The organism is Brassicibacter mesophilus (assembly GCF_050433385.1).
Taxonomy (GTDB): Bacteria; Bacillota; Clostridia; order Tissierellales; family Proteiniboraceae; genus Brassicibacter; species Brassicibacter mesophilus.
Window position 1 is genome coordinate 17617 of record NZ_JBNPXI010000033.1, and the last position, 21825, is coordinate 39441.

The 21825-nt window shown below is 32.6% G+C and carries 23 protein-coding genes and 1 riboswitch; of the genes, 2 read left to right on the top strand and 21 right to left on the bottom strand.

Features of this window, described 5'->3' with window-relative positions:
- The 17 genes from HNR33_RS21005 to HNR33_RS21085 form a co-directional block, all read right to left on the bottom strand.
- Entirely contained in the window at positions 1-690 is a 690-nt protein-coding gene (locus HNR33_RS21005) for an ABC transporter permease (protein ID WP_429087512.1), read from the bottom strand.
- A gap of 161 nt (positions 691-851) precedes the next feature.
- On the bottom strand, positions 852-1715 hold the full coding sequence (locus HNR33_RS21010) for an ABC transporter substrate-binding protein (protein ID WP_429087515.1): 864 nt from the start codon (positions 1713-1715) through the stop codon (positions 852-854).
- A 144-nt stretch (positions 1716-1859) separates the two neighbouring features.
- Positions 1860-1979, bottom strand: a riboswitch (molybdenum cofactor riboswitch).
- Positions 1948-2730 carry a formate dehydrogenase accessory sulfurtransferase FdhD gene (gene fdhD / locus HNR33_RS21015; RefSeq protein ID WP_429087518.1) on the bottom strand — a complete coding sequence of 261 codons (783 nt, stop codon included), beginning with the start codon at positions 2728-2730 and terminating at the stop codon, positions 1948-1950. Its footprint overlaps the riboswitch before it by 32 nt.
- 10 nt (positions 2731-2740) lie before the next feature.
- Positions 2741-3346, bottom strand: a complete 606-nt coding sequence (gene mobA, locus HNR33_RS21020) for a molybdenum cofactor guanylyltransferase (RefSeq protein ID WP_429087520.1) — start codon at positions 3344-3346, stop codon at positions 2741-2743.
- 9 nt (positions 3347-3355) lie between these two features.
- On the bottom strand, positions 3356-3844 hold the full coding sequence (locus HNR33_RS21025; protein WP_429087523.1) for a MogA/MoaB family molybdenum cofactor biosynthesis protein: 489 nt from the start codon (positions 3842-3844) through the stop codon (positions 3356-3358).
- A gap of 1 nt (position 3845) precedes the next feature.
- Positions 3846-4346: a ferritin-like domain-containing protein gene (locus tag HNR33_RS21030; protein ID WP_429087525.1), complete on the bottom strand. Its 501-nt coding sequence runs from the start codon at positions 4344-4346 to the stop codon at positions 3846-3848.
- Between the two features lie 6 nt (positions 4347-4352).
- Positions 4353-7040, bottom strand: coding sequence for a formate dehydrogenase subunit alpha (gene fdhF / locus HNR33_RS21035; protein WP_429087528.1), 2688 nt, complete (start codon positions 7038-7040; stop codon positions 4353-4355).
- A gap of 16 nt (positions 7041-7056) precedes the next feature.
- Positions 7057-8847 (bottom strand): NADH-quinone oxidoreductase subunit NuoF, encoded by a 1791-nt coding sequence (gene nuoF, locus HNR33_RS21040; RefSeq protein WP_429087530.1) that lies wholly within the window; start codon positions 8845-8847, stop codon positions 7057-7059.
- 32 nt (positions 8848-8879) lie between these two features.
- On the bottom strand, positions 8880-9245 hold the full coding sequence (locus HNR33_RS21045) for a (2Fe-2S) ferredoxin domain-containing protein (RefSeq protein ID WP_429087533.1): 366 nt from the start codon (positions 9243-9245) through the stop codon (positions 8880-8882).
- Positions 9246-9257: 12 nt separating this feature from the next.
- On the bottom strand, positions 9258-9752 hold the full coding sequence (gene nuoE, locus HNR33_RS21050; RefSeq protein WP_429087563.1) for an NADH-quinone oxidoreductase subunit NuoE: 495 nt from the start codon (positions 9750-9752) through the stop codon (positions 9258-9260).
- Between the two features lie 431 nt (positions 9753-10183).
- Positions 10184-11992, bottom strand: coding sequence for an NADH-dependent [FeFe] hydrogenase, group A6 (locus HNR33_RS21055; protein ID WP_429087536.1), 1809 nt, complete (start codon positions 11990-11992; stop codon positions 10184-10186).
- Positions 11993-12021: 29 nt separating this feature from the next.
- Positions 12022-13815 carry an NADH-quinone oxidoreductase subunit NuoF gene (gene nuoF / locus HNR33_RS21060; protein ID WP_429087538.1) on the bottom strand — a complete coding sequence of 598 codons (1794 nt, stop codon included), beginning with the start codon at positions 13813-13815 and terminating at the stop codon, positions 12022-12024.
- A gap of 167 nt (positions 13816-13982) precedes the next feature.
- Complete coding sequence (locus tag HNR33_RS21065) at positions 13983-14351, bottom strand: (2Fe-2S) ferredoxin domain-containing protein (RefSeq protein WP_429087541.1); 369 nt, start codon at positions 14349-14351, stop codon at positions 13983-13985.
- 155 nt (positions 14352-14506) lie between these two features.
- Entirely contained in the window at positions 14507-14995 is a 489-nt protein-coding gene (gene nuoE, locus HNR33_RS21070) for an NADH-quinone oxidoreductase subunit NuoE (protein WP_429087542.1), read from the bottom strand.
- Between the two features lie 356 nt (positions 14996-15351).
- Positions 15352-16248, bottom strand: coding sequence for a PhzF family phenazine biosynthesis protein (locus tag HNR33_RS21075; RefSeq protein WP_429087544.1), 897 nt, complete (start codon positions 16246-16248; stop codon positions 15352-15354).
- 297 nt (positions 16249-16545) lie between these two features.
- On the bottom strand, positions 16546-17421 hold the full coding sequence (locus HNR33_RS21080) for a ParB/RepB/Spo0J family partition protein (protein ID WP_429087546.1): 876 nt from the start codon (positions 17419-17421) through the stop codon (positions 16546-16548).
- Positions 17422-18195: a ParA family protein gene (locus HNR33_RS21085; protein ID WP_429087548.1), complete on the bottom strand. Its 774-nt coding sequence runs from the start codon at positions 18193-18195 to the stop codon at positions 17422-17424.
- A gap of 586 nt (positions 18196-18781) precedes the next feature.
- On the opposite strand from HNR33_RS21085, the gene HNR33_RS21090 reads away from it, so the two are divergent.
- Positions 18782-19228, top strand: coding sequence for a hypothetical protein (locus HNR33_RS21090; protein WP_429087550.1), 447 nt, complete (start codon positions 18782-18784; stop codon positions 19226-19228).
- A gap of 110 nt (positions 19229-19338) precedes the next feature.
- On the top strand, positions 19339-19836 hold the full coding sequence (locus HNR33_RS21095; protein WP_429087552.1) for a hypothetical protein: 498 nt from the start codon (positions 19339-19341) through the stop codon (positions 19834-19836).
- Positions 19837-19987: 151 nt separating this feature from the next.
- Here HNR33_RS21095 and HNR33_RS21100 read toward each other — a convergent pair whose 3' ends face one another.
- The 4 genes from HNR33_RS21100 to HNR33_RS21115 all read right to left on the bottom strand — a co-directional run bounded on the left by HNR33_RS21100 (position 19988) and on the right by HNR33_RS21115 (position 21708).
- Positions 19988-20563: a hypothetical protein gene (locus tag HNR33_RS21100; RefSeq protein ID WP_429087553.1), complete on the bottom strand. Its 576-nt coding sequence runs from the start codon at positions 20561-20563 to the stop codon at positions 19988-19990.
- A gap of 431 nt (positions 20564-20994) precedes the next feature.
- On the bottom strand, positions 20995-21231 hold the full coding sequence (locus HNR33_RS21105; protein WP_429087556.1) for a helix-turn-helix domain-containing protein: 237 nt from the start codon (positions 21229-21231) through the stop codon (positions 20995-20997).
- A 7-nt stretch (positions 21232-21238) separates the two neighbouring features.
- Entirely contained in the window at positions 21239-21391 is a 153-nt protein-coding gene (locus HNR33_RS21110) for a YvrJ family protein (RefSeq protein WP_429087558.1), read from the bottom strand.
- A complete protein-coding gene (locus HNR33_RS21115) occupies positions 21391-21708 on the bottom strand; it encodes a sigma-70 family RNA polymerase sigma factor (RefSeq protein WP_429087561.1) in 318 nt (105 codons plus the stop codon). The genes HNR33_RS21110 and HNR33_RS21115 overlap by 1 nt, the downstream gene beginning before the upstream one ends.
- Positions 21709-21825 lie beyond the last annotated feature (117 nt).

Genomic DNA, 21825 nt, shown 5'->3' on the forward strand with positions numbered 1-21825 from the left:
CTAATCCTCCCCGTTATATGAGTAGATTAAGCTATTTACTAAAAATGATATTATTAATAGAACAATCCCTAATGCTATTGCCTTAGGGTAGTCGCCCATTGAATTAGACATAGCAATAGATGTTGTTATAACTCTTGTATGTCCCTTTATGTTTCCTCCAACTATCATAACTGCTCCAACCTCGGAAATCGCTCTTGAGAATGCTGTAACCACATTCATAAAAATATCAATTTTTAATTCTCTCATAATAAGTATTATTATATCAATTTTAGTTGCACCTAATGTTGTACCTATTTTTCCAATTTCACTTCCCCTGTTTTTAGCAAGATTATACGTTAACCCTAGTATTAATGGCATAATTAAAATTGTTTGAGCAATTATCATAGCTGACGGAGTATACAAAAGATCAAGAAAGCCTAATGGCCCTCTTCTTGACAATATGATAGCCACAACAAGACCAACTATTACCGAAGGAATGCTCATAGAAGTATATAGAAATCTGGAAAACATCCTCTTGCCCTTAAAATTTTTTATGCCAAGATACACTCCTGTCGGTATAGAAATAATTGATGATATTAGTGTTGAAACTGATGACACAAAAAGAGATAATAATATAATCTTATATACTTCCTTATCAAAGGTTACTAACAGTTTTATTGCTTCTTTTACTCCCTGAGCTATATAATCCATATTTTATCCCCTTTTTAAATAATCAAGTTCAATATAAAAATCTATTTTGATACTAGCTAACTATTACAGTTATACAAAAAAAGATTATATATAGTAAAGATTTTGAGCAAAACAAAACCCAAAATCTTTACTATTTTACAATATATCAAATGAGCAATCTACTATTTAGCGTTAGGTATAAAAAGAGGCATACCATACTTTTCCTTGCCATATTCCCCAATTAAACTTTGTCCTTCTTCAGATAACATCCAATCCATGAATACTTTAGCACCTTCTGCATTGATTTTATCATTTTTATCTGGATTTACCGGTATTATACCATATTGATTAAATAATCTGTTATCATTTTCTACAACTATATCTAAGTCAAGTGTATCTCTAAGACTTAAATATGTAGCCCTGTCTGTCATAGTATATGCTGCTTTTTCACTTGCAATTTTTAATACATCAGCCATTCCACTTCCTGCTGATATATACCATTGGCCTGATGGCTCAATTCCTGCTTCTTTCCATATTGCCAGCTCTTTTTTATGCGTTCCAGAATCATCTCCTCTTGAAACAAACTTACCTTGAGCTTGTGATATTGATTTAAACGCTTCTAATGTATCATTAGGATAGTTTTCTTTAAGCTTTATTGGATCGTCTTTTGGTCCAACAAGTACAAAATCATTGTACATAACATCTTTTCTTTCAGTACCATGACCTTCCTTGACAAACTCTTCTTCAGAAGCCTTTGCATGAACTAGCAATATATCTGCATCTCCATCTTTTCCCATTTGTAATGCTTTACCTGTTCCAACTGCAACAACCTTTACTTCTATTCCTGTTTTCTCTGTAAACTTTGGCAGTAAGTAATCTAATAACCCACTGTCATTTGTACTTGTTGTTGTAGATAAAATAATGCTTCCTGTAGTTTTTTCCTGCTGTTGTAGCTGTTGCGGTTCTTGTTGTGTATTGTTAGCACATCCAGCTAAAGACAGTACGATCAATAATAAACTTAATGCAATTGCTAAATGCTTTTTCAAAAAATCACTCTCCTTTAGATTAACATTATAATAAAAATGTATACAAAAAAAACAGTCCAGAAAGGACTGTTTTCTTATCAAAAAAATATATATGCTAGTATCCAGCTTAATTTTTAAGCAATATCAGATAAAACATATAATAATTTATTTCGAATATTTCTTCCTTTCCAATTACGGGAGGTATCACAATTTCTCACGATACCCATCGGCTAAGGCTTCATAGTATAATACCTTAGAAGCTAAAGCTCGGAAAATTTGTATAGATATTCATTTTTTCTCCTCTTACAAAACCTATTAGTGTTATATTTAACTCTTTAGCTATATCAACAGCTAGACTTGTAGGTGCAGATCTAGAAACTATTATTGGAACCTGCCTTTTTCCTATCTTGATCAAAATTTCTGATGATATCCTTCCACTTGATAAAACTATTTTATCACTCAGATCAAGTTGATCTATCAGCGCTTTCCCCAAAATTTTGTCTAGTGCATTGTGCCTACCAATATCCTCTTCGAAAGCTATCATTTCATCTTTATTGCATAAAGCACAACTGTGGACTCCTCCAGTATTTAGAAAAAGCTCGGATTTTTTATTAAATTCTTTTACAAGCCGTTTGATATTCTCTATATCTACAGGAATACTATTATTGATTTTTTTAGTTTTAAATGAATCCATTACATTATAGAATATTGTTCCCTTGCCACATCCGGTTGTGATAGTTCTTTTGCCGTGAAGCTTTTCAGACAACAGGCTCTTATTCTTAGTATATACGTATGCCATCCCTTTCTCAGTATCTATCCTAATGTTCTCTATATCATCATAAGAACTTAGAAAACCTTCTGAATTTAAAAAACCCACGGCTAAGTATTCAAGTGATTTTGGACTACATAAAAGAGTTATTAGTTCTTTGTCATTTAAATAGATAGTGAAAGGGTGCTCGACAACTACTATATCCTCTTCATATGAATACTCATCTTTTTTCAACCTTAATATATCATAATTCTTTATATCATTCATAGCATTATCCTCAATAAATATTAGGTATATTTTGTAAATAATAGTTTAAGTCTTCCTTTGTGTTTAGGTTTAGAAACATATCCCAGTTTGGACTAAAATTTCTTGCTTCCCATTCTGGTATATAATACACTTCTAATCTTTCCAGCAGCTTGAAAATCGATTTTCTATTTTCCATTAGATAGTATTCTATATTCCTGATTATATCCTTTGAATAAAATGAATTAAACGGCTCTATCCATTCCCCAAATCTAGTTACACAAGCCTTATAATCAGTATACTTCAACTTCTCTTTAACATGACGAATATACTCTAAGTTTATATTTGGCATGTCACATGCTATAAAGTATACAAGCTGACTAGACGCATTTTTAAGCCCTACATGAATCCCACTTAAAGGACCCATACCCTTTATTATATCGCTTACAATCATATCACTAAGACCTATATAATATTCAGGCTTATTGGTCACTATTATTATTTGGTCAAATTCATGCTTCAATTTATTTATTAGACTATCCATCAATCTTCTCTCGTTTATTTTGATCAGCTGTTTATCAAATCCCATTCTTCTGCTTTCGCCACCTGCTAATATAACAGCTGTCCCAAACTTTTTCATAAGCATCCCCTATCTAGCGCACTCACTTGCCTTTCCCGTAAGAATCTCTAGGCCATGATGAATGCTATCAATAATATATTCTAAGGATTCAGTTACTGCTTTTGGACTTCCAGGAAGATTTATTATAAGAGTCTTATTTCTTATTCCTGAAACTGCTCTTGATAACATAGCTCTAGGTGTAATCTGCAAGCTATAGTATCTTATTGCCTCAGATATGCCAGGAGTAAGTTTGTCTACAGCCTTTAACGTTGCTTCAGGAGTAACATCTCTTTCGCTAAATCCAGTTCCACCTGTTGTCAATATCATATCTACATTTAACACATCAGACATATATTTCATTTCATTTAAAAGTAAATCTTGTTCATCAGGCAGTATAATATATTTTTCTACCTTATAGCCTTTATTCTGAACAATTTCTGCTATGACTTTTCCACTCAAATCTTCTCTTTCACCCTTTGAGCCTTTATCACTTGCTGTTATTATTCCCACCTTAAACATATTATCCTCCCCAAGGTAAATTCATATACTCTTTCATTCTTCTATCATACTCAGATTTGAAAAAGCTTTCGTGTCCTTCTTCCCACTGTGCAAGCTTTTCAAATATCTGCTTTGCAATTTCATCTTCAGTGTTTTCAGCTACATTTCTGTAAAACTCGGCATAATCTTTTTCTATAAGATAAGCCATCCTTAGAATTGTTATATCTGGTATATCACTTTCAGATAGCACATCCTTTATATGCTCAGATTCTGCTCTGTTTTCAAAAATATTTTTTTCATCTCTATCAAATGCTTTAGAGTCAAGCTTAAATCCTTGATTCTCTTCGTATTCTTCTAGCTGCTCTCTTAGAAAGTTATAATGCTCCATCTCAACTTCGGCTATATCCTCAAACATTTTCTTTGTAGAAGCATTGCTAAACTTTTCTGCTTTTTCTTTAAAAAAATTATAGCCATCTAGCTCCATTTGCATAGCATATTTTAGAATTGAGCCATAGTCCTTCATTTTTCATCAACTCCTAAGTTTTTCTATTTTAACAGCGGCTACTTTAAGCTCTGGTATTTTGGCTATTGAATCTAGTTGTGTATTTGTAAGATAATTTGCTGCTCCATCTGCAAAGTGAAAAGGCATAAATAACGTATCATCAACAATTATGTCTGTTATCCTAATTTTTGTTTCGATTTCCCCTCTTCTTGATGATAGTTTTACTCTTTCACCATTTAGCAAGTTTAGCTTACTAGCAGTAGTGCTGTTTATTTCAACGTATGACTCTGGAGATAACTCATTAAGTCCCTCTACCCTTCCTGTCATACTTCTAGTATGATAATGATACAGAACTCTTCCAGTAGTTAAAACGAATGGATATTCACTATCTGTTACTTCAGCACTCTTTACGTTATCAACAGGCATAAAAAGACCACGACCTCTAGCAATTGAGTTTTTATGCAAGTATCTTGTGCCAGGGTGCTCTTTATCTATACAAGGCCACTGTAATCCTTTCTTTACTAACCTATTATAGCTTATACCTGTATATTGCGGTGTAACAGTTGATATTTCTTCCATTATTTCTGACGGATGAATATATGTTTTATTATACCCTAATTTATTCATAAGCTCCATTAGAATCTTCCAATCGGGTTTACTATCACCAACTGGCTTAATAGCTTTATTTACTAGCTGAACTCTTCTTTCAGTGTTTGTAAACGTACCATTTTTTTCCGCAAAAGATGCTGCCGGTAAAACAACATCTGCGAATTCAGCCGTTTCAGTCATAAAAATATCCTGTACTACAAGAAAATCTAAATTTTCAAGTGCTTGCTTTACATGGTTTATATCTGGATCAGAAACCATAGGGTTTTCTCCCATAATATATAAAAATCTTATTTCATCCTTTTGAGCACCATGTATTATTTCAGGTACAGTTAACCCTACCTTTGAAGGCAATTTACTTACGCCCCATGCCCTAGCAAACTTATCTGTTACTTCTGGTTTAAATACTTTTTGGTATCCTGGTAAATCTGCAGGTAATCCTCCCATGTCACATGCTCCTTGAACATTGTTTTGACCTCTAAGTGGGTTAACTCCAGCAGACTCTTTTCCTATGTTTCCACAAAGTAATGCCAAGTTTGATATAGACATTACAGAATGTGTCCCTGTTGTATGCTGTGTTATTCCCATAGCATAGAATATACCTGCTTTATCAGCATTTGCATATATAGCAGCTGCCTTCACTACGTCTTCTGCATTAATCCCACATATTTCTGCTACTTTATCTGGTGTATATTCTTTAACCAAAAGCTCTAATTCTTCGTAATTTTCAGTTCTTTCTTCAATGTACTTTTTATCATGTAGTCCATTTTCTATTATAACATTCATCATACCATTTACTAATGATATATTAGTTCCTGGTTTTATTTGTAAAAATATATCAGCATCTTTTGCTATCTCTATTCTTCTAGGATCTGCTACTATTATTTTAGCCCCTTTTCTTTTAGCTTGTTTCATTTGTGCTCCAATGACAGGATGATTTTCTGTTGTATTTGAGCCAATAACAAATATAACCTCTGCATTAGATATCTCTTCTATACTATTAGTCATCGCTCCGCTTCCTAATGTTGTTGCAAGACCTGCAACAGTTGATGAATGTCAGAGTCGAGCGCAATGATCTACATTGTTAGTGCCGATTACACCTCTAAAAAGCTTCTGGAATAGATAATTTTCTTCATTGGTACACCTAGCTGAAGTTAGTCCAGCAAAAACGTCAGAACCATATGCTTCTTTTATAGAACTAACTTTATCAGTAATAAAATTATATGCCTCTTCCCATGAAGCCTCTTCAAATTTTCCATTCTTCTTTATCAGTGGAGTCTTAAGTCTATCTGGATGATTTATAAAATTATATCCAAATTTCCCTTTTACACATAGAAGTCCTTTATTTGATGGACCATCAGCTGGCTCTACTCCTACAATCTTTTCTCCTTTGACTAATAAATCCATTTGACACCCAACTCCACAGTAAGAACATGTGGTTCGAATTTTTCTAACTTCCCAAGCTCTGTATTTATCCTTTTTCTTTGGTACTAGTGCTCCAACCGGACAAACTGAAACGCAGTTTCCACATGATACGCATTCTGATGTTGATAATCCATTTTCAAATGGAGTGCTTACATGTGTTACAAATCCTCTTTCACTTAATCCTATTGCATTTGTACACTGTAGCTCAGAGCATACCCTAACACACTTACCGCATAATATACACTTGTTTTGGTCGCTATAATAAAATGGATTTGAGTCATCTATTTTATAATCCTTTTTTTCACCTTTAAAACTGCCCTCAGTAATATTATACTCAAAACAATAGTCTTGTAGCTTGCAATCACCTGCCTTTTCGCATGTCAAGCAATCTAGAGGATGGTTTGATATTAACAAATCTAAAACATCTCTTCTTGCTCTTATGACTTTTTCGCTATGCGTATAAACAACTATATCTTTTTCTATCTTTGTAGAGCAAGAAGTTGCAAGATTTCTCTTTCCTTCGATTTCTACTACGCATAGTCTACATGCTGCATGTGGTTCTAGTCTGTCGTCATGGCAAAGTGTTGGAATACTAATTCCTATTTCTCTACAGGCCTGAAGTATAGTATAGTTAGCAGGCATCGTGACCATTTGGTCATTTATCTTGAATTTAATATTTTCCATTGTTACCCTCCTATTTCTACTTCTTAATTACTGCATTAACAGGACAAGCAGCTTGACAAGTCCCGCATTTAATACATTTTTCCGTATCTATTACATGTTTTTCCTTAACTTTTCCACTTATACATTGAACTGGGCAAGCTTTAGCACATTTTGTACAACCAATACATTTATCTGATATATAAAACTCTAAGAGTGATTGACATGTTCCTGCTGGACATTTTTTCTCATTTACATGGGCCTCATATTCATGTCTAAAATACTTTAATGTTGATAATACAGGATTAGGTGCTGTCTGCCCTAGACCGCATAGTGATGATGACTTTATAGTTTCAGCTAAACTTTCAAGCCTATCTATATCTTCTAGCTCACCTTCTCCGCTTGTGATCTTTTCTAAAATCTCAAGCATTCTTTTAGTTCCTTCACGACAAGGTGTACACTTTCCACAAGATTCGTCTACTGTGAAATCAAGAAAGAATCTAGCTATGTCTACCATACATGTGTCCTCGTCCATTACAATCATTCCACCAGAGCCCATCATAGAACCTAGTGATATAAGAGATTCGTATTCAATCGATAAATCTAAATGCTCTGACGGTATGCATCCTCCAGATGGACCTCCTGTTTGAACAGCTTTAAATTTCTTTCCGTTTGGAATTCCTCCTCCTATATCGTATATAACTTCTCTTAAAGTAGTTCCCATAGGTATTTCAACTAATCCAGTATTATTAATTTTGCCACCCAGTGCAAATACTTTTGTTCCTTTTGATTTTTCTGTTCCTATCTCCGAAAACCATTCAGATCCTTTTAAGATTATTTGTGGAACGTTTGCATATGTCTCAACATTATTGATAAGTGAAGGCTTCTGCCATAATCCTTTATTTGCTGGAAATGGAGGCTTATTTCTAGGCATTCCTCTTTGACCTTCTATAGAAGCAATAAGCGCAGTTTCCTCTCCGCATACAAAAGCACCTGCACCAAGTCTTATCTCCATATCAAAGCTAAAATCTGTCCCAAAAATATTTGAACCTAACAGTCCCTTTTCTCTGGCTTGATCAATAGCTATCTGAAGTCTTCTAACAGCAATAGGATATTCTGCCCTTATATATACATACCCTTGATTAGAACCTATAGCATATCCTGCAATAGCCATTGCTTCTATCAAAGAATGAGGATCACCCTCCAAAATACTCCTGTCCATAAATGCACCGGGATCCCCTTCATCAGCATTACATAGAACATATTTTTGGTCGCCTACTGCTTTAGCTGTAAATTCCCATTTAAGTCCTGTAGGAAATCCTCCACCACCTCGACCTCTAAGTCCCGAATTTTTAATACAATCTATAACTTCTTGAGATGTCATTTCTGTTAGTGCCTTGCCAAGTGCCATATATCCATTAAATGCTATATACTCATTTATCTCCTCTGGATTTATTACTCCACAATTCTGTAACGCTATCCTTTTCTGCTTTTTATAAAAATCAACCTCATTAATTGACTTTATAATATTATCTTGTACAGCTTCTTTATATAACAGATCTTTTACTATCCTACCCTTTATTAAATGCTCTTCAACAATTGTGTCTACATCTTCAACTCTCACATGGCTATAGAAGCTTCCTTCAGGATATACTATAACAATAGGTCCAGCTTCACATAACCCAAAGCAACCAGTCCTTACAACCTTAATTTCTTTATTTAGCTTGTTTTTTTCTAGTTCTTCATTAAACTTTGCTTCAATTTTGTCTGAGCTAGATGAAGTACAGCCCGTACCACCACAAATCAATACATGTGCTCTAAAGAAGTTCATTCTTATCTCTCCTTAAACTTATTTGAAAAAGCTTACTTCTCATAAGCCCCTATAGTATATTCCGTTACAATTTTTCCATTCACTATATGCTCCTCAACAATTCTTTTTGCTTTATCTGCATCAATATCTACATAGGTAACCTTTTCTTCCCCCTTGTATACTTCAACAATAGGTTCCAACCTACAAACACCTATGCATCCCGTCTGAGTGACCTGAACATTTTCTAATGATCTTTTACTTACTTCATCGATTATAGTCATTAAAACTGGTCTAGCTCCGGCAGATATGCCACAAGTTGCCATGCCAACGACAACTCTAACTCCATCTCTATTTTTTCTAAGCTTAACCTGTTGTAAAGCTTCTTCTCTGAGCTTTTTTAGATCTTCTAAAGATTTCATTACACCCCTCCATTACTCTATCTCTTTGTATTTTTTTAGAATATCGGTTACATCTCCAGCCTTAAGTCTACCGTACACATCTTCATTTATAGTCATTACTGGTGCAAGACCACATGCACCTATACATCGAGTCGCCTCTAATGAAAATTTTTTATCTGCTGTTGTCTGCCCTACATCTATACCAAGCTCTTTTTTAATTTTGTCAATTATTGCTTGTGAACCCTTCACATAACATGCTGTTCCAAGACACACACCAATCTTGAATTTCCCTTTAGGGATCAGCGTAAATTGAGAGTAAAATGTAGCTACGCCGTATATTTCTGACAACGGTATATTTAAACCTTCTGAAATTAAACCTTGGACCTCTATCGGTAAATATCCAAAAATTCTCTGTGCTTCATGTAATATAGGCATTAATGCACCTTTTTCATGTTTATGATTTTCAATAATTTTTTTTAATTCTATTATGTTTTCTTTATTTAAGTCCCAATCAAAAACAAACTCCATCATTTTATCTCTCCTTATAAACGTCTATACATATTTTATCTTTTAAATATAATAATTGACCATAGTTTATAACAACTTGCTTTATTTGATTTCTAGTATATTATCTTAAAATGAAAATCAAAGATATGTGAACTACCTTATATAGAATGGTGTGCTTGAGTCTTATATAAACTAATTTAGTTTATATAGATTTGTGGATTGCATAAATAAAAAGACGCTTTTTTACTTATACTCAGTTTAATACTGATAGTTGTAGTATGTCAACGTTTGTTATTTTGTGGACGATTACCTAATATACCTATTGTATTAATGTAACAACTGCTTACGCTTTTCACTTTAACTGATTTACTTGCTTTGATAGCATTTGATTATAAATTCATAAAAGAATATAAAAAAAATCTGGCTATTTTAGCCAGATTTTTTATAAATATTTATTCTTCACATGATGCAGCTTCGTCAAATCCTAAACAATATTTATTATACTCACATGTATTGTCAATAGGATACTTATCTCTCTTAATATAGTGTGTATGAAGAAGTTCATGTGATTTGTGACTATTTGGTTCTCCTAAATACTCTTCATAGAGTTTTTTAATCATTGGATTTTGATGAGACTTTCTAATTGCCTTACTAGTATCCTCATCATAAAGAGCTTTAGCTCTTAATTCCATTACATTCTTTGTATATCTGTCTTTAGAGCTTAAATGAGGCTGTCCGCCGCCTGTTACACATCCACCAGGGCATCCCATTACCTCTATAAAGTGATAATCTGCTTCTCCAGATTTAACTTTTTCGAGTAACTCTCTAGCTTTACCTGTACTATGAGCAACTGCAACTTTAACCTTTACCTCACCAAGATCAATTTCAGCTTCTTTTATGCCTTCAGTTCCTCTAACTTGATTGAATTCGATTTTTTCAAGTTCTTTTCCTGTAACAACTTCAGCTACAGTTCTTAACGCAGCTTCCATAACTCCACCAGTTGCTCCAAATATAACCCCAGCACCAGTTGATTCTCCTAATACTTCATCAAAGTCTTCATCTTTTAGATTAGCAAAATCTATTCTTGCTTCCTTAATCATCCTTGCAAGCTCTCTAGTAGTTAGAACTACATCCACATCTTGATATCCTGATGTTGCAAGCTCTCCTCTAGCTGCCTCATACTTTTTAGCTGTACATGGCATTATTGATACAACAAATATATCTTTAGGATCAATATTATTTTTTTCAGCGTAATAAGACTTAATTAACGCTCCTAGCATTTCATGAGGTGATTTGCATGTAGATAAATTATCTAAAAACTCTGGATAATAGTGCTCACAGAATTTAATCCAACCAGGCGAACAAGATGTAATCATAGGTAATTTCCCGTTATTTTTTAATCTGCCTAATAGTTCATATCCTTCTTCTAGAATAGTTAAATCTGCAGCAAAATCTGTATCGAACACTTTATCAAATCCTAATCTTTTTAAAGCTGCGGCCATTCTACCAGTTACTCCAGTGCCCATTGGTAAACCAAATTCCTCTCCTAGAGCAGCTCTAACTGCTGGAGCTGTTTGAACTACAACATGTTTACTTGAATCTTCTAAAGCTTCCCAAACATATTCAGAAGAATCCTTCTCTCTTAATGCTCCAACTGGACATGCAGCAATACATTGCCCACAATTTATACATGCAACATCGCCTATTCCCTTATCAAACACTGGTCCTACAGTAGTTTCAAATCCTCTATTTATAAATCCAAGTACACCTACAGTTTGAACTTTATGACAAACACTTACACACCTTCCACAAACTATACATTTGCTAGTATCTCTAACTATAGAATGAGAGGAAAGGTCTACTACACATTCTGTTTTATCTCCTTCAAAAGGAATATCTTTGATTCCCATTTCATTTGAAAGTGTTTGTAGTTCACAATTCCCATTCCTTGTACAAGTTAAACATTCTCTATTATGATTTGAAAGTATAAGCTCAAGAGTTGCTTTTCTAGCTTCCCTTACAGTTTTTGTATTAGTCTTTATAACCATTCCTTCTGTTACAGGCAATACACATGCAGTTTGTAAAGCTTTTGCTCCTTGTACTTCAACTAAACACATTCTACATGCGCCAACTTCATTGATGTCCTTTAAGAAACAAAGAGTTGGTATATCTATTCCAATACTTCTAGCAGCTTCAAGAACAGTATAGTTCTCTGGAACCTGGATTTGTTGATTATCTATAGTTATAGTAACCTTGTTCAACATCTACACCCCTTTACATCAATATTTTATTACTTCGTAGTGATCGCGTTAAACGGACATTTTTCAATACATGCACCACACTTAATACATTTACTCTTATCTATTACATGAACGCTCTTTCTTTCTCCACTTATTGCACCAACAGGACATACCTTAGAACAAAGTGTACAACCTTTACAAACATCAGGTTTTATACGATATGCAACTAATGATTTACATGATCCTGCAGGGCATCTTTTCTCATTTACGTGAGCCTCATATTCATCTCTAAAGTATTTTAATGTAGATAGTACTGGGTTTGGTGCTGTTTGTCCAAGCCCACATAGTGCTGAAGCCTTAATATTTTCTGCTAACTTTTCTAATCTATCTAAATCTTCCGGTTCTCCTTTGCCTGAAGTGATTTTTTCTAGTATCTCAAGCATTCTTTTTGTGCCTATTCTACATGGAGGACATTTACCACAAGACTCTTCAACAGTAAAGTCAAGGAAGAATCGTGCAATGTCAACCATACATGTGTCTTCATCCATTACTATCATACCACCTGATCCCATCATAGAACCTAGAGCCATTAAAGTCTCATAATCTATAGGAGTGTCTATGTGATCTGCAGTGATACATCCACCAGAAGGTCCTCCAGTTTGAACAGCTTTAAATTTCTTTCCGTTTGGAATTCCTCCGCCTATATCATATATTACTTCTCTTAGTGTTGTTCCCATTGGAATTTCTACTAGTCCAGTATTATTAATCTTTCCTCCTAGTGCAAATACTTTTGTTCCCGAAGACTTTTCTGTTCCTATATTTTTGAACCACTGTGGTCCATTTATAATTATTTGAGGTATATTAGCGTATGTTTCAACGTTGTTTAATAAAGATGGCTTTTGCCAAAGTCCTTTATTCGCAGGATAAGGCGGCTTTGTTCTAGGCATTCCTCTCTCGCCTTCTATTGAAGCTATAAGTGCAGTTTCTTCACCACATACAAATGCTCCAGCTCCAAGTCTTATTTCCATATCAAAATCAAATCCACTGCCAAATATATTTGTTCCTAGTAATCCTTTTTCTCTAGCTTGATCAATAGCTATTTGAAGTCTTCTAACAGCGATAGGATATTCTGCTCTTATATACACATATCCTTGATTTGACCCAATAGCATATCCAGCCAATGTCATTGCTTCTATTATTGAATGTGGGTCTCCTTCAAGTATACTTCTGTCCATAAATGCACCAGGATCTCCCTCATCAGCATTACATAAAACATATTTTTGATCACCTTTAGCCGCAGCTGCAAATTGCCATTTTAGTCCTGTTGGGAATCCAGCTCCACCTCTACCTCTTAGTCCTGATTCCTTTATTAAATCTATAACTTCTTGAGGTGTCATTTCTGTTAGAGCTTTACCGAGACCCATATATCCATCAAATGCAATATACTCGTTTATCTCTTCTGGATTGATAACTCCACAGTTTTTCAATGCAACTCTTTTTTGTTTCTTATAAAAGTCAACTTCATTAAGAGATTTTATGACATCCTCTTCTATAGCTTCTTTATATAGAAGATGTTTTACTATTCTTCCTTTTAATAAATGCTCTTCAACTATTTCATCAACATTTTCAATCTTTATGTGGCTATAAAAAGCCCCTTCAGGGTAAACTATGACAATTGGTCCTGCTTCACATAATCCAAAACAACCTGTTCTTACTACTTTCACTTCTTTATCCAGTTCTTTTTCCTTTAAAGATGCTTCAAATTGTTTCTGTATTTTATCAGAGTTCGATGAAGTACAGCCAGTACCTCCACATATTAGAACATGTGCTCTGTATATATTCATTCCCTTGACCTCCCTTACATTTTTTGTTTCACGTGAAACATTTAAAAACTATTACAATAGCATTTTATATATCTACTTAGGCTAATTTTTTATATCTATGTCAAATACTTCAATAAAACCTTCATTCAAATACACCTTGTAGAAATAAAATATTTAGGAATTTAATTTTATTTTTCGTAAGCTCCGATTGTATATTCGTTAACAATCTTTCCGTTAACTATATGCTCTGCTATAACTCGCTTAGCCTTTTCAGGATTCATATCAACATAAGTTACTTTCTCTTCACCTTGTCTATAAACTTCTACTATTGGCTCTAATCTACATACTCCTATGCAGCCAGTTTGAGTTACTACAACATCATCAAGGCCTCTAGTTTTAGCTTCTTCTATTAAAGTCATAAGTACTGGTCTTGCTCCAGCAGAAATACCACAAGTCGCCATTCCTACTACTATCCTTGTATTAGCTTTTTGCTTTCTTAAATCTACATTATCTAAAGCCTCATCTCTTAATTTCTTTAATTCTTCTAAAGATTTCATATAATTACACCTCCATATTTCGTTTCATTAGAAATATATTATTAAATGCGTCTTCGCTTGTTTATAAAAGTCATAAGTATTTTAAAATATTCTTTAGTAAAAATAACCCTTAAATAAGTGCATTGAGTTATAATATAAGCTTTGATAACGTTTGCCTATTCAGTATATTTTTTGAGAATTTCAGGAACTTCTTCAGCCTTTAGTCTTCCATATACATCTTCATTAATAGTCATTACAGGAGCTAGACCACATGCACCGATACATCTTGTTGCTTGTAGAGAAAATTTTCTATCTGGTGTTGTTCCTCCTACCTCTAGCTTTAATTGCTCTTTAATTTTATCAATAATTGCTTGTGAACCTTTTACATAACATGCTGTTCCTAAGCATACTCCTATTTGATATTGTCCCTTTGGAACCAATGTAAATTGTGAATAGAAAGTACTAACCCCATAAATGTCTGATAGAGGAACCTTCAATCCCTCAGCTATGATTGTCTGTACTTCAATTGGTAAATAGCCAAAAATTCTCTGAGCTTCATGTAGTACTGGCATTAAAGCACCTTTTTTATCCTTACTGTTTTCGATAACTTGTTTTAATTCTTCGATTTTTCCCTTGTTCTCATTCCAATCAAACTTAATTTCCATTATATACCCTCCTTTTACGGTAAATATTTTTTGAGTTTGTTAATTTTTTGACTCATTCGTTTTAAAGCAAAACAGCACCATTTTTGATGCTGTTACCTTTATCTCGTGTAAGTTATGCTTTGTAGTATTAAATTAATCCGTAAATTTCAACATAATTATATATTATTTTGAATTATAAGTCAATTAGATTTGTATACTCTATACAACCAATAATTATTAAATTATTGTAATCTTTTCAAGCTTGTTCAAGAAAAAAATAGACATTCTAGATATCTTTTTATCGTAGATAACCAGAACCCTATCATCAAAATCACTCTATGATATGATGTGCTCGGATTTCTTAATATTTAAAAGCTTTATAATGAGATTATGCCCTGTAAGACAATATTAGCCTTTCCTCCCACTTTCACAGTATAAGATCCATCTTTTTCTTCTATCTGGCAAAATATATCACTTGGTCTATTTAATGCTTGTCCCTGTTTGGCTAGCATTTCGTCTCTACTAATTAAATTATTTTTCTTAAGATAATGTATTAATGCGCCATTTGAAGTCCCCGTTGCTGCTTCTTCGTTTATCCCAACAGCAGGTGCAAAATTTCTGCAAAATACTGTACTGTCAGAGTCTTCATCAAAGCAAAAAACATGCGCTCCTAGAGCGTTATATTTAACAGAAAATTCTTCTAGTTTTCTGAAGTCAATGTCAATACTATCTAAAACAGCCTTACTTCTAACAGGTACTATGATATCAGCTAGCCCAGTGCTTACTATTTCTGGACACAAGGTTGCCCCATTGACTCCAATGTTGTCAGATGATATCCCTAATATGCTAGCTAAACTAGCAGTATCATTAACTACTCCAAACGAACAAGGCGTTCCCTGATACATCATTACTTTTTCTACATTACCATCCTTAAAATAAATCTCTACTGGCAGCTTGCCTGCCTTAGTTAATTGATGTACTGTTATTACTCCATTATCTATATTCCTAATATATCCTTTTTGGGCTAACACATAAAATGTAGCAATAGTAGCATGTCCACATAAATCGACCTCACACTTTGGTGTAAAAAATCTTACTTCATAATTTCTACTATCCTTCTCAATGACAAAGGCAGTCTCAGATAAATTCATCTCATTAGCAATTCTTTGCATGTGTAGTTCAGATAGTCCTCTTGCATCAGGAACAACTCCTGCTGGGTTACCCCCAAAAGGCTTTTCTGTAAATGCATCTACCTGATATATTATAACCTCCATATACATACGCTCCTTAAGTCCATTTTTCCGATAACTAGCAACAATAAAAATTGACTATGTTTTTTACCTAATGAACATTTATCTAGTTAAAATCATAATATCAGTCAACTATAATTGCATAGCCTCTAAATTTGTCTAGCTTTACTCTAATCAAGTATAGCTTACTTTATCAATTATAATTATAACAGAATACCATCTTATACTTAATGGTATTTATTAGATATCTTGTATATAATAGAGCATAATATGAAGTTTTTTCCTTGTTTACTTGCTTGTTTTTGTGTTTCACGTGAAACACTATCTAGATAAAACCTCAAGTATTCTATCTAAGTCTTCATCACTATAGTATTCGATCTCTATCTTACCTTTTTTCTTTCCTTTAATTATTTGCACCTTAGTTCCTAATATTTTTCTTAATGATTCCTCAAATTCAATTAATGAAGGATCTTTTCTTTTCTTTACCTTCTGTTTCTTTTCTACGCTGTTGTCTTCAATTAAACCTTTAACAAGTCTTTCTGTTTCTCTAACACTTAGTTCATTCTCAATTATTGCATTAGCAGTTTTCAGCTGAACTTCTTTATCTGCTAATGCTAACAAAGTTCGCCCATGTCCATTAGAAAGTTTTCCATTTGACATTAATTTAATTACTTGCTCATCTAGATTTAGTAACCTTATTATATTAGCTACGTAAGATCTGCTTTTACCAACTATACTGGATATCTCTTCTTGTGTGACATTATATCTATCAATCAAATTTTTATATGCAATTGCTTCTTCAATGGGGTTTAAATCCTCTCGTTGTATGTTCTCAATCAAAGCAACCTCAGTAGATTCCATTTGTTCAAGCTCTTTTATTATAGATGGAATCTCTTTTAATCCTGCTTCCTTTGCAGCTCGCCATCTTCTCTCACCAGCAACTATCTGATATCCTTTATTTTGCTTTCTTACTATGATTGGTTGTATTATCCCATGCTTTTTTATTGATAGTGCGAGCTCTTGTATAGCTTCTTGATCAAATTCTCTTCTAGGTTGTTCAGTATTTGGCTCTATGTAAGAAATGTCTATATTAATAATTTTATCTTTGTCATCTACTACAGTTTTAGCTTCATTAACTATCTCATCCGGTATAAGCGCTGAAAGACCTTTCCCTAAGCCTCTTTTTTTCACAGCCATCTATATCACATCCTCTGCATAATCTAAAAATTCTTCTGCCAGCTCTAAGTAAGCCTCTGCTCCTTTAGATTTAGGATCATAATCAATGATAGGTATACCAAAGCTAGGTGCCTCAGCTAACCTTACATTTCTAGGTATAATTGTTGTGTAAACTTTACCCTTAAAAAATTTCTTTACTTCATCTACTACCTGTATTGACAAGTTTGTCCTGCCATCAAACATACTAAGTACTACTCCTTCTATTTCAAGCTGAGGATTAAGACTTCTTTTTACTAACTTTATAGTATCCATCAGCTGACTAACACCCTCTAATGCATAGTATTCACATTGAATAGGTATTAGTACGCTATCTACTGCAACTAATGAGTTTATAGTTAATAATCCTAATGAAGGTGGACAGTCAACAAATATATAGTCATAGTCTTCTTTGATATCTTCAATAGCTTTCTTTAGTGCAAGTTCTCTATCATCATGCTTTGTAAGCTCTATTTCAGCTCCAGCAAGCTCTACGTTAGAAGGTATTATAAGCAAGTTTTCAATACTAGTATTTATTACGGCTTCCTTGGCATTTATTCCATTAATTAATACATCATATATTGATAAAGTCAGTTCTTTTTTATTTATTCCAAATCCACTAGTTGTATTACCTTGTGGGTCAATGTCTACGACTAGTGTTTTTTTACCTTTTTTAGCTAGACATGCACTAAGATTTACATTTGTTGTTGTCTTTCCTACTCCACCTTTTTGATTGAAAATTGCAATAACTTTTGACATGCCCCACATCTCCTTTTACTTAGTAAAAATATCTCTATCGTTTTATATTTAAACTTATAATATATTTCGTCAATAGAAATCATATTCCTTCATTATTTATTTAATTTATTTGTATATTATATATCCTTTTTTTGAGTAAAGAATCTAAATATGTAATTTATAATATGAAACAACATAATTGTAGAAAATACATACAAATCGTTTGATCTGTATATCCAAGCTAATAATCCTATTACTACTATAATTAAAGAATTAATACTAGCAGAATTAAGTTACAAACTTAGGTATTTATCAATATTAACGATTTGCATTTTTCGAACCCAAAACCCCATCTCCTTTTTAATCAGTTATATTATATATAAAACAATCTACTATAATTATATCATTGATTGAATGCTTTAGTTCTTTTTACATAGCATTTTACCGATAATGCATCTACCTACTATTAATAAGAAAATATATCTTTTCATTTTTTCAGTTACAAAAAAATTTTAATAGATATGTCCTTTTATATAGTGTAAGACGAAATAAGTTGGCCAACAGAGAGAGTCTTACAAAATAAAATAATAAAAAGGAGAGAGTATGTATGTCAATAGTTTATAGAATTTACAACGCAAATCAGGTTAGACAACTGGAAGAGGAAGCCTATAGAGTTTTATCGGAAATGACAGGGGGATCAAGTTCTACAGCCAAGCCTTTAATTGATGGAGCAGGAGACTATATCATAGGACAAGGAATAGGGTATATAGCTAAGGAGGCAGGAGAAAAAATCCTTGATCCGCTTAGTGCTTATCTTAGTTGTATAGATAACATGTCATTATCATTGGTAAGCCAAACTCACAAACTATGGAGAGAGGCTCGTATTCTTTTAACTGACAAAGATTTTAATTATGACTTAGCTAAGTTTGAATTAAATGAAGTTACTAGATATATTCCACCTAAAAAAGGTTGGCCAGGAGGATATCTTAAAACACAAGATGATACTCCAACAATATATGCAGTTCACACTCCAAATGGTTGGAAATTAGCTTAATGGCTGAGACAGCTCTAGATGATATTATCATCTAGGGCTGTAAAATATTTACACACACAATTGTAAATGTTATAATATACCTGTAAAACATAAATAAGGGAGTGTATTTGTTGAAAAAAAATAAAGTAATATTACTAATATTATTAACGGTTTTAATAGTTGTCACTATTTTCTATTATGAAAATAAATCAACAACAATCTCAAAATTAACAAAGGTAGATTTAACTAAGAACAACCACTATGGATTAACGATGTATATAACAGGTACAGAAGATGGTCTCTATAGAAAAGATATGAAGGATGAATACTTGCCTTTAGTCACCGAATACTTAAAATCATTACATATTAAAGAATTTTCATTAGATAGACAAAAGACGAAAATAATGGAGAACTCAGATATCGTTAAACAAAAACATACTCCTTATAATATATTTTTTTATCAAAAAGATAAATTTGGGCGACTCATAATTACGACATTTGGGAGTAATCGAATTAGCATATCTTGTAATGACAAAGATTTTGGTATTTATGAAATCACGAATGGAGAGATTGACTATGAAATTTTAGATAATATTTTTGAAAAATTACAGATTTACGAGAATCAATAGGTGGTCCTATTAAAACAGCAACTATACCAACAGATGTAACTCTTATTGCTGTTCATACTTCTGGGGTGGATAGCTGCATAATAAAATAAACACTTTAAAATAAGCTGAGGTGTTTACTTACCTCAGCTTATTTTATTTACAGAGTCTGTAATTATTCTTTTTTTGAGTCTAATGAACTAAAAACATCTTCGATATATTCAAAATCTAATTCTGAATTACATATTTTATATGTTTGTGAATCTATTTTTCGCTTATAAGTTACCATGTTTCTTTTTTTATCAGTTATCTTTTCATGAGTAAAATTTATAACATCAATATATGTTTTATCAAAAATTTGAATTTTCATTTTTGCATATGTTTCTTTGTTTTTAAAATTAACTTCATATACTTCTTTTAAAAATGTAGTTTCTGGAAAATCCTTATATTCTACCTTTTCTAATTGAAGTTGTCTAAAATAATTCAAAAATTCACTTGTAATTTTTTCGTTGTCATTACTAAATTTCACAATATATTTATTGCCTACAAGTTTCTCTATATTTACGTTATCAAACTGTTCACTTGAATAATAAGGTAATACAAAGTCACTAAAAGAACCTTTAATTCCTTTTGAGTCTGATAAATGCTTATTTGTACAACCTAATAAAAAGAATAATATCATAAGGAATATAGTTAAATATTCAATTGCTCTTTTAATATTAAAATGAAGTCTAATCATTTTTGTACTCATTAATGTTTCACTCCTTAAATCACCATTATATAATCTATTCCTAAATCTCCTTTCACTTCAAATCTCTATTTAATGAAATTTTCCTTATTCCTACTTCATTAGATACCTTTTCTCTAGCCTCATTTTCATATTCTTACAGTACAAGTTCTTCAAATGTCCCCCTAGATATGCCGATAACAATAAAAATAACTCAACTAATTATCTTTTTAATCATAATCACCCTTTCATTCTTTAGGCGGGAATACTGTTTTATTATGTATAAGTACATTATATCAATTCATTTTAATTGTGAAAATAAATACTATATTTGGTTTGTAACTCCATAAGGGTAGTAGCTGTTAACAGAATCATATCCTCACAAACTCAATACATAATAGTACATAAAAATAAATATAATCATAAAAAAAGTGGGGTCACACCCCACTGCAATACTATTCATCATCAATGTTCAAATAGTCAGAAATATCTTTTTTAGTATCAAAGTTAAAATTTCTAATACAGTTAATAAGTCTTAAAGTAAGTTCTTGTTGGCAATCACTATCTAGTTTACCATTAACAAAGCTTTGTTTACGTATAGAAGGCGTAAACATATCAATCAATGTTTCTAAAGACTTTATATCTCCTTTCTGAGCAGCCTCAAATAAATTTTTAAATTCAGTATCACTCATGGCTTTATCACCCTAAATTACCTTGTTTTAAGAACGCTTCCATTAAATCTATAAGTGTATTGTTAAGTTGGTCAAGCTTTTTTTCTATTCTAACCAGTAAAAATGCTGATACTGCAATTGGAAATCCTACCGTACCTATTAACTCTTTAAAATATTCCATTATTTTCTTGCACCTCCTAACTGTCTTTTTATTTTATAAACAGCTACTTTCTTAGTTTTATTAACTGCTTGAATAGAAATATCAAGCCTTGCCGCTATTTCTTTTTCCTCTAATTCTTTAACATATTTTAGAAATAATATTTCTCTTTGCTTATCAGTTAAGCTATTCATATAAGAGATTAAGTCTTGGTTTGTAAATATCTCTGTAAAATCAATATCCTTAGGCTCAGTAATTTCCTCTATGAAGTCTACAGTCATGTCAGAAATATTATCAATCCTTTCTTCATTAAAATCTAAATCTATAGTATTTAAAGTCAACTCCTCTCTCTTATATAATCTTTAGACGTTTGCGAAACGCCACAACCCGTATAATTACGGGGTTTTTTCTTGCATAAAAATATATAACTCCTCACCTGATTATGGTAAAATTGAATT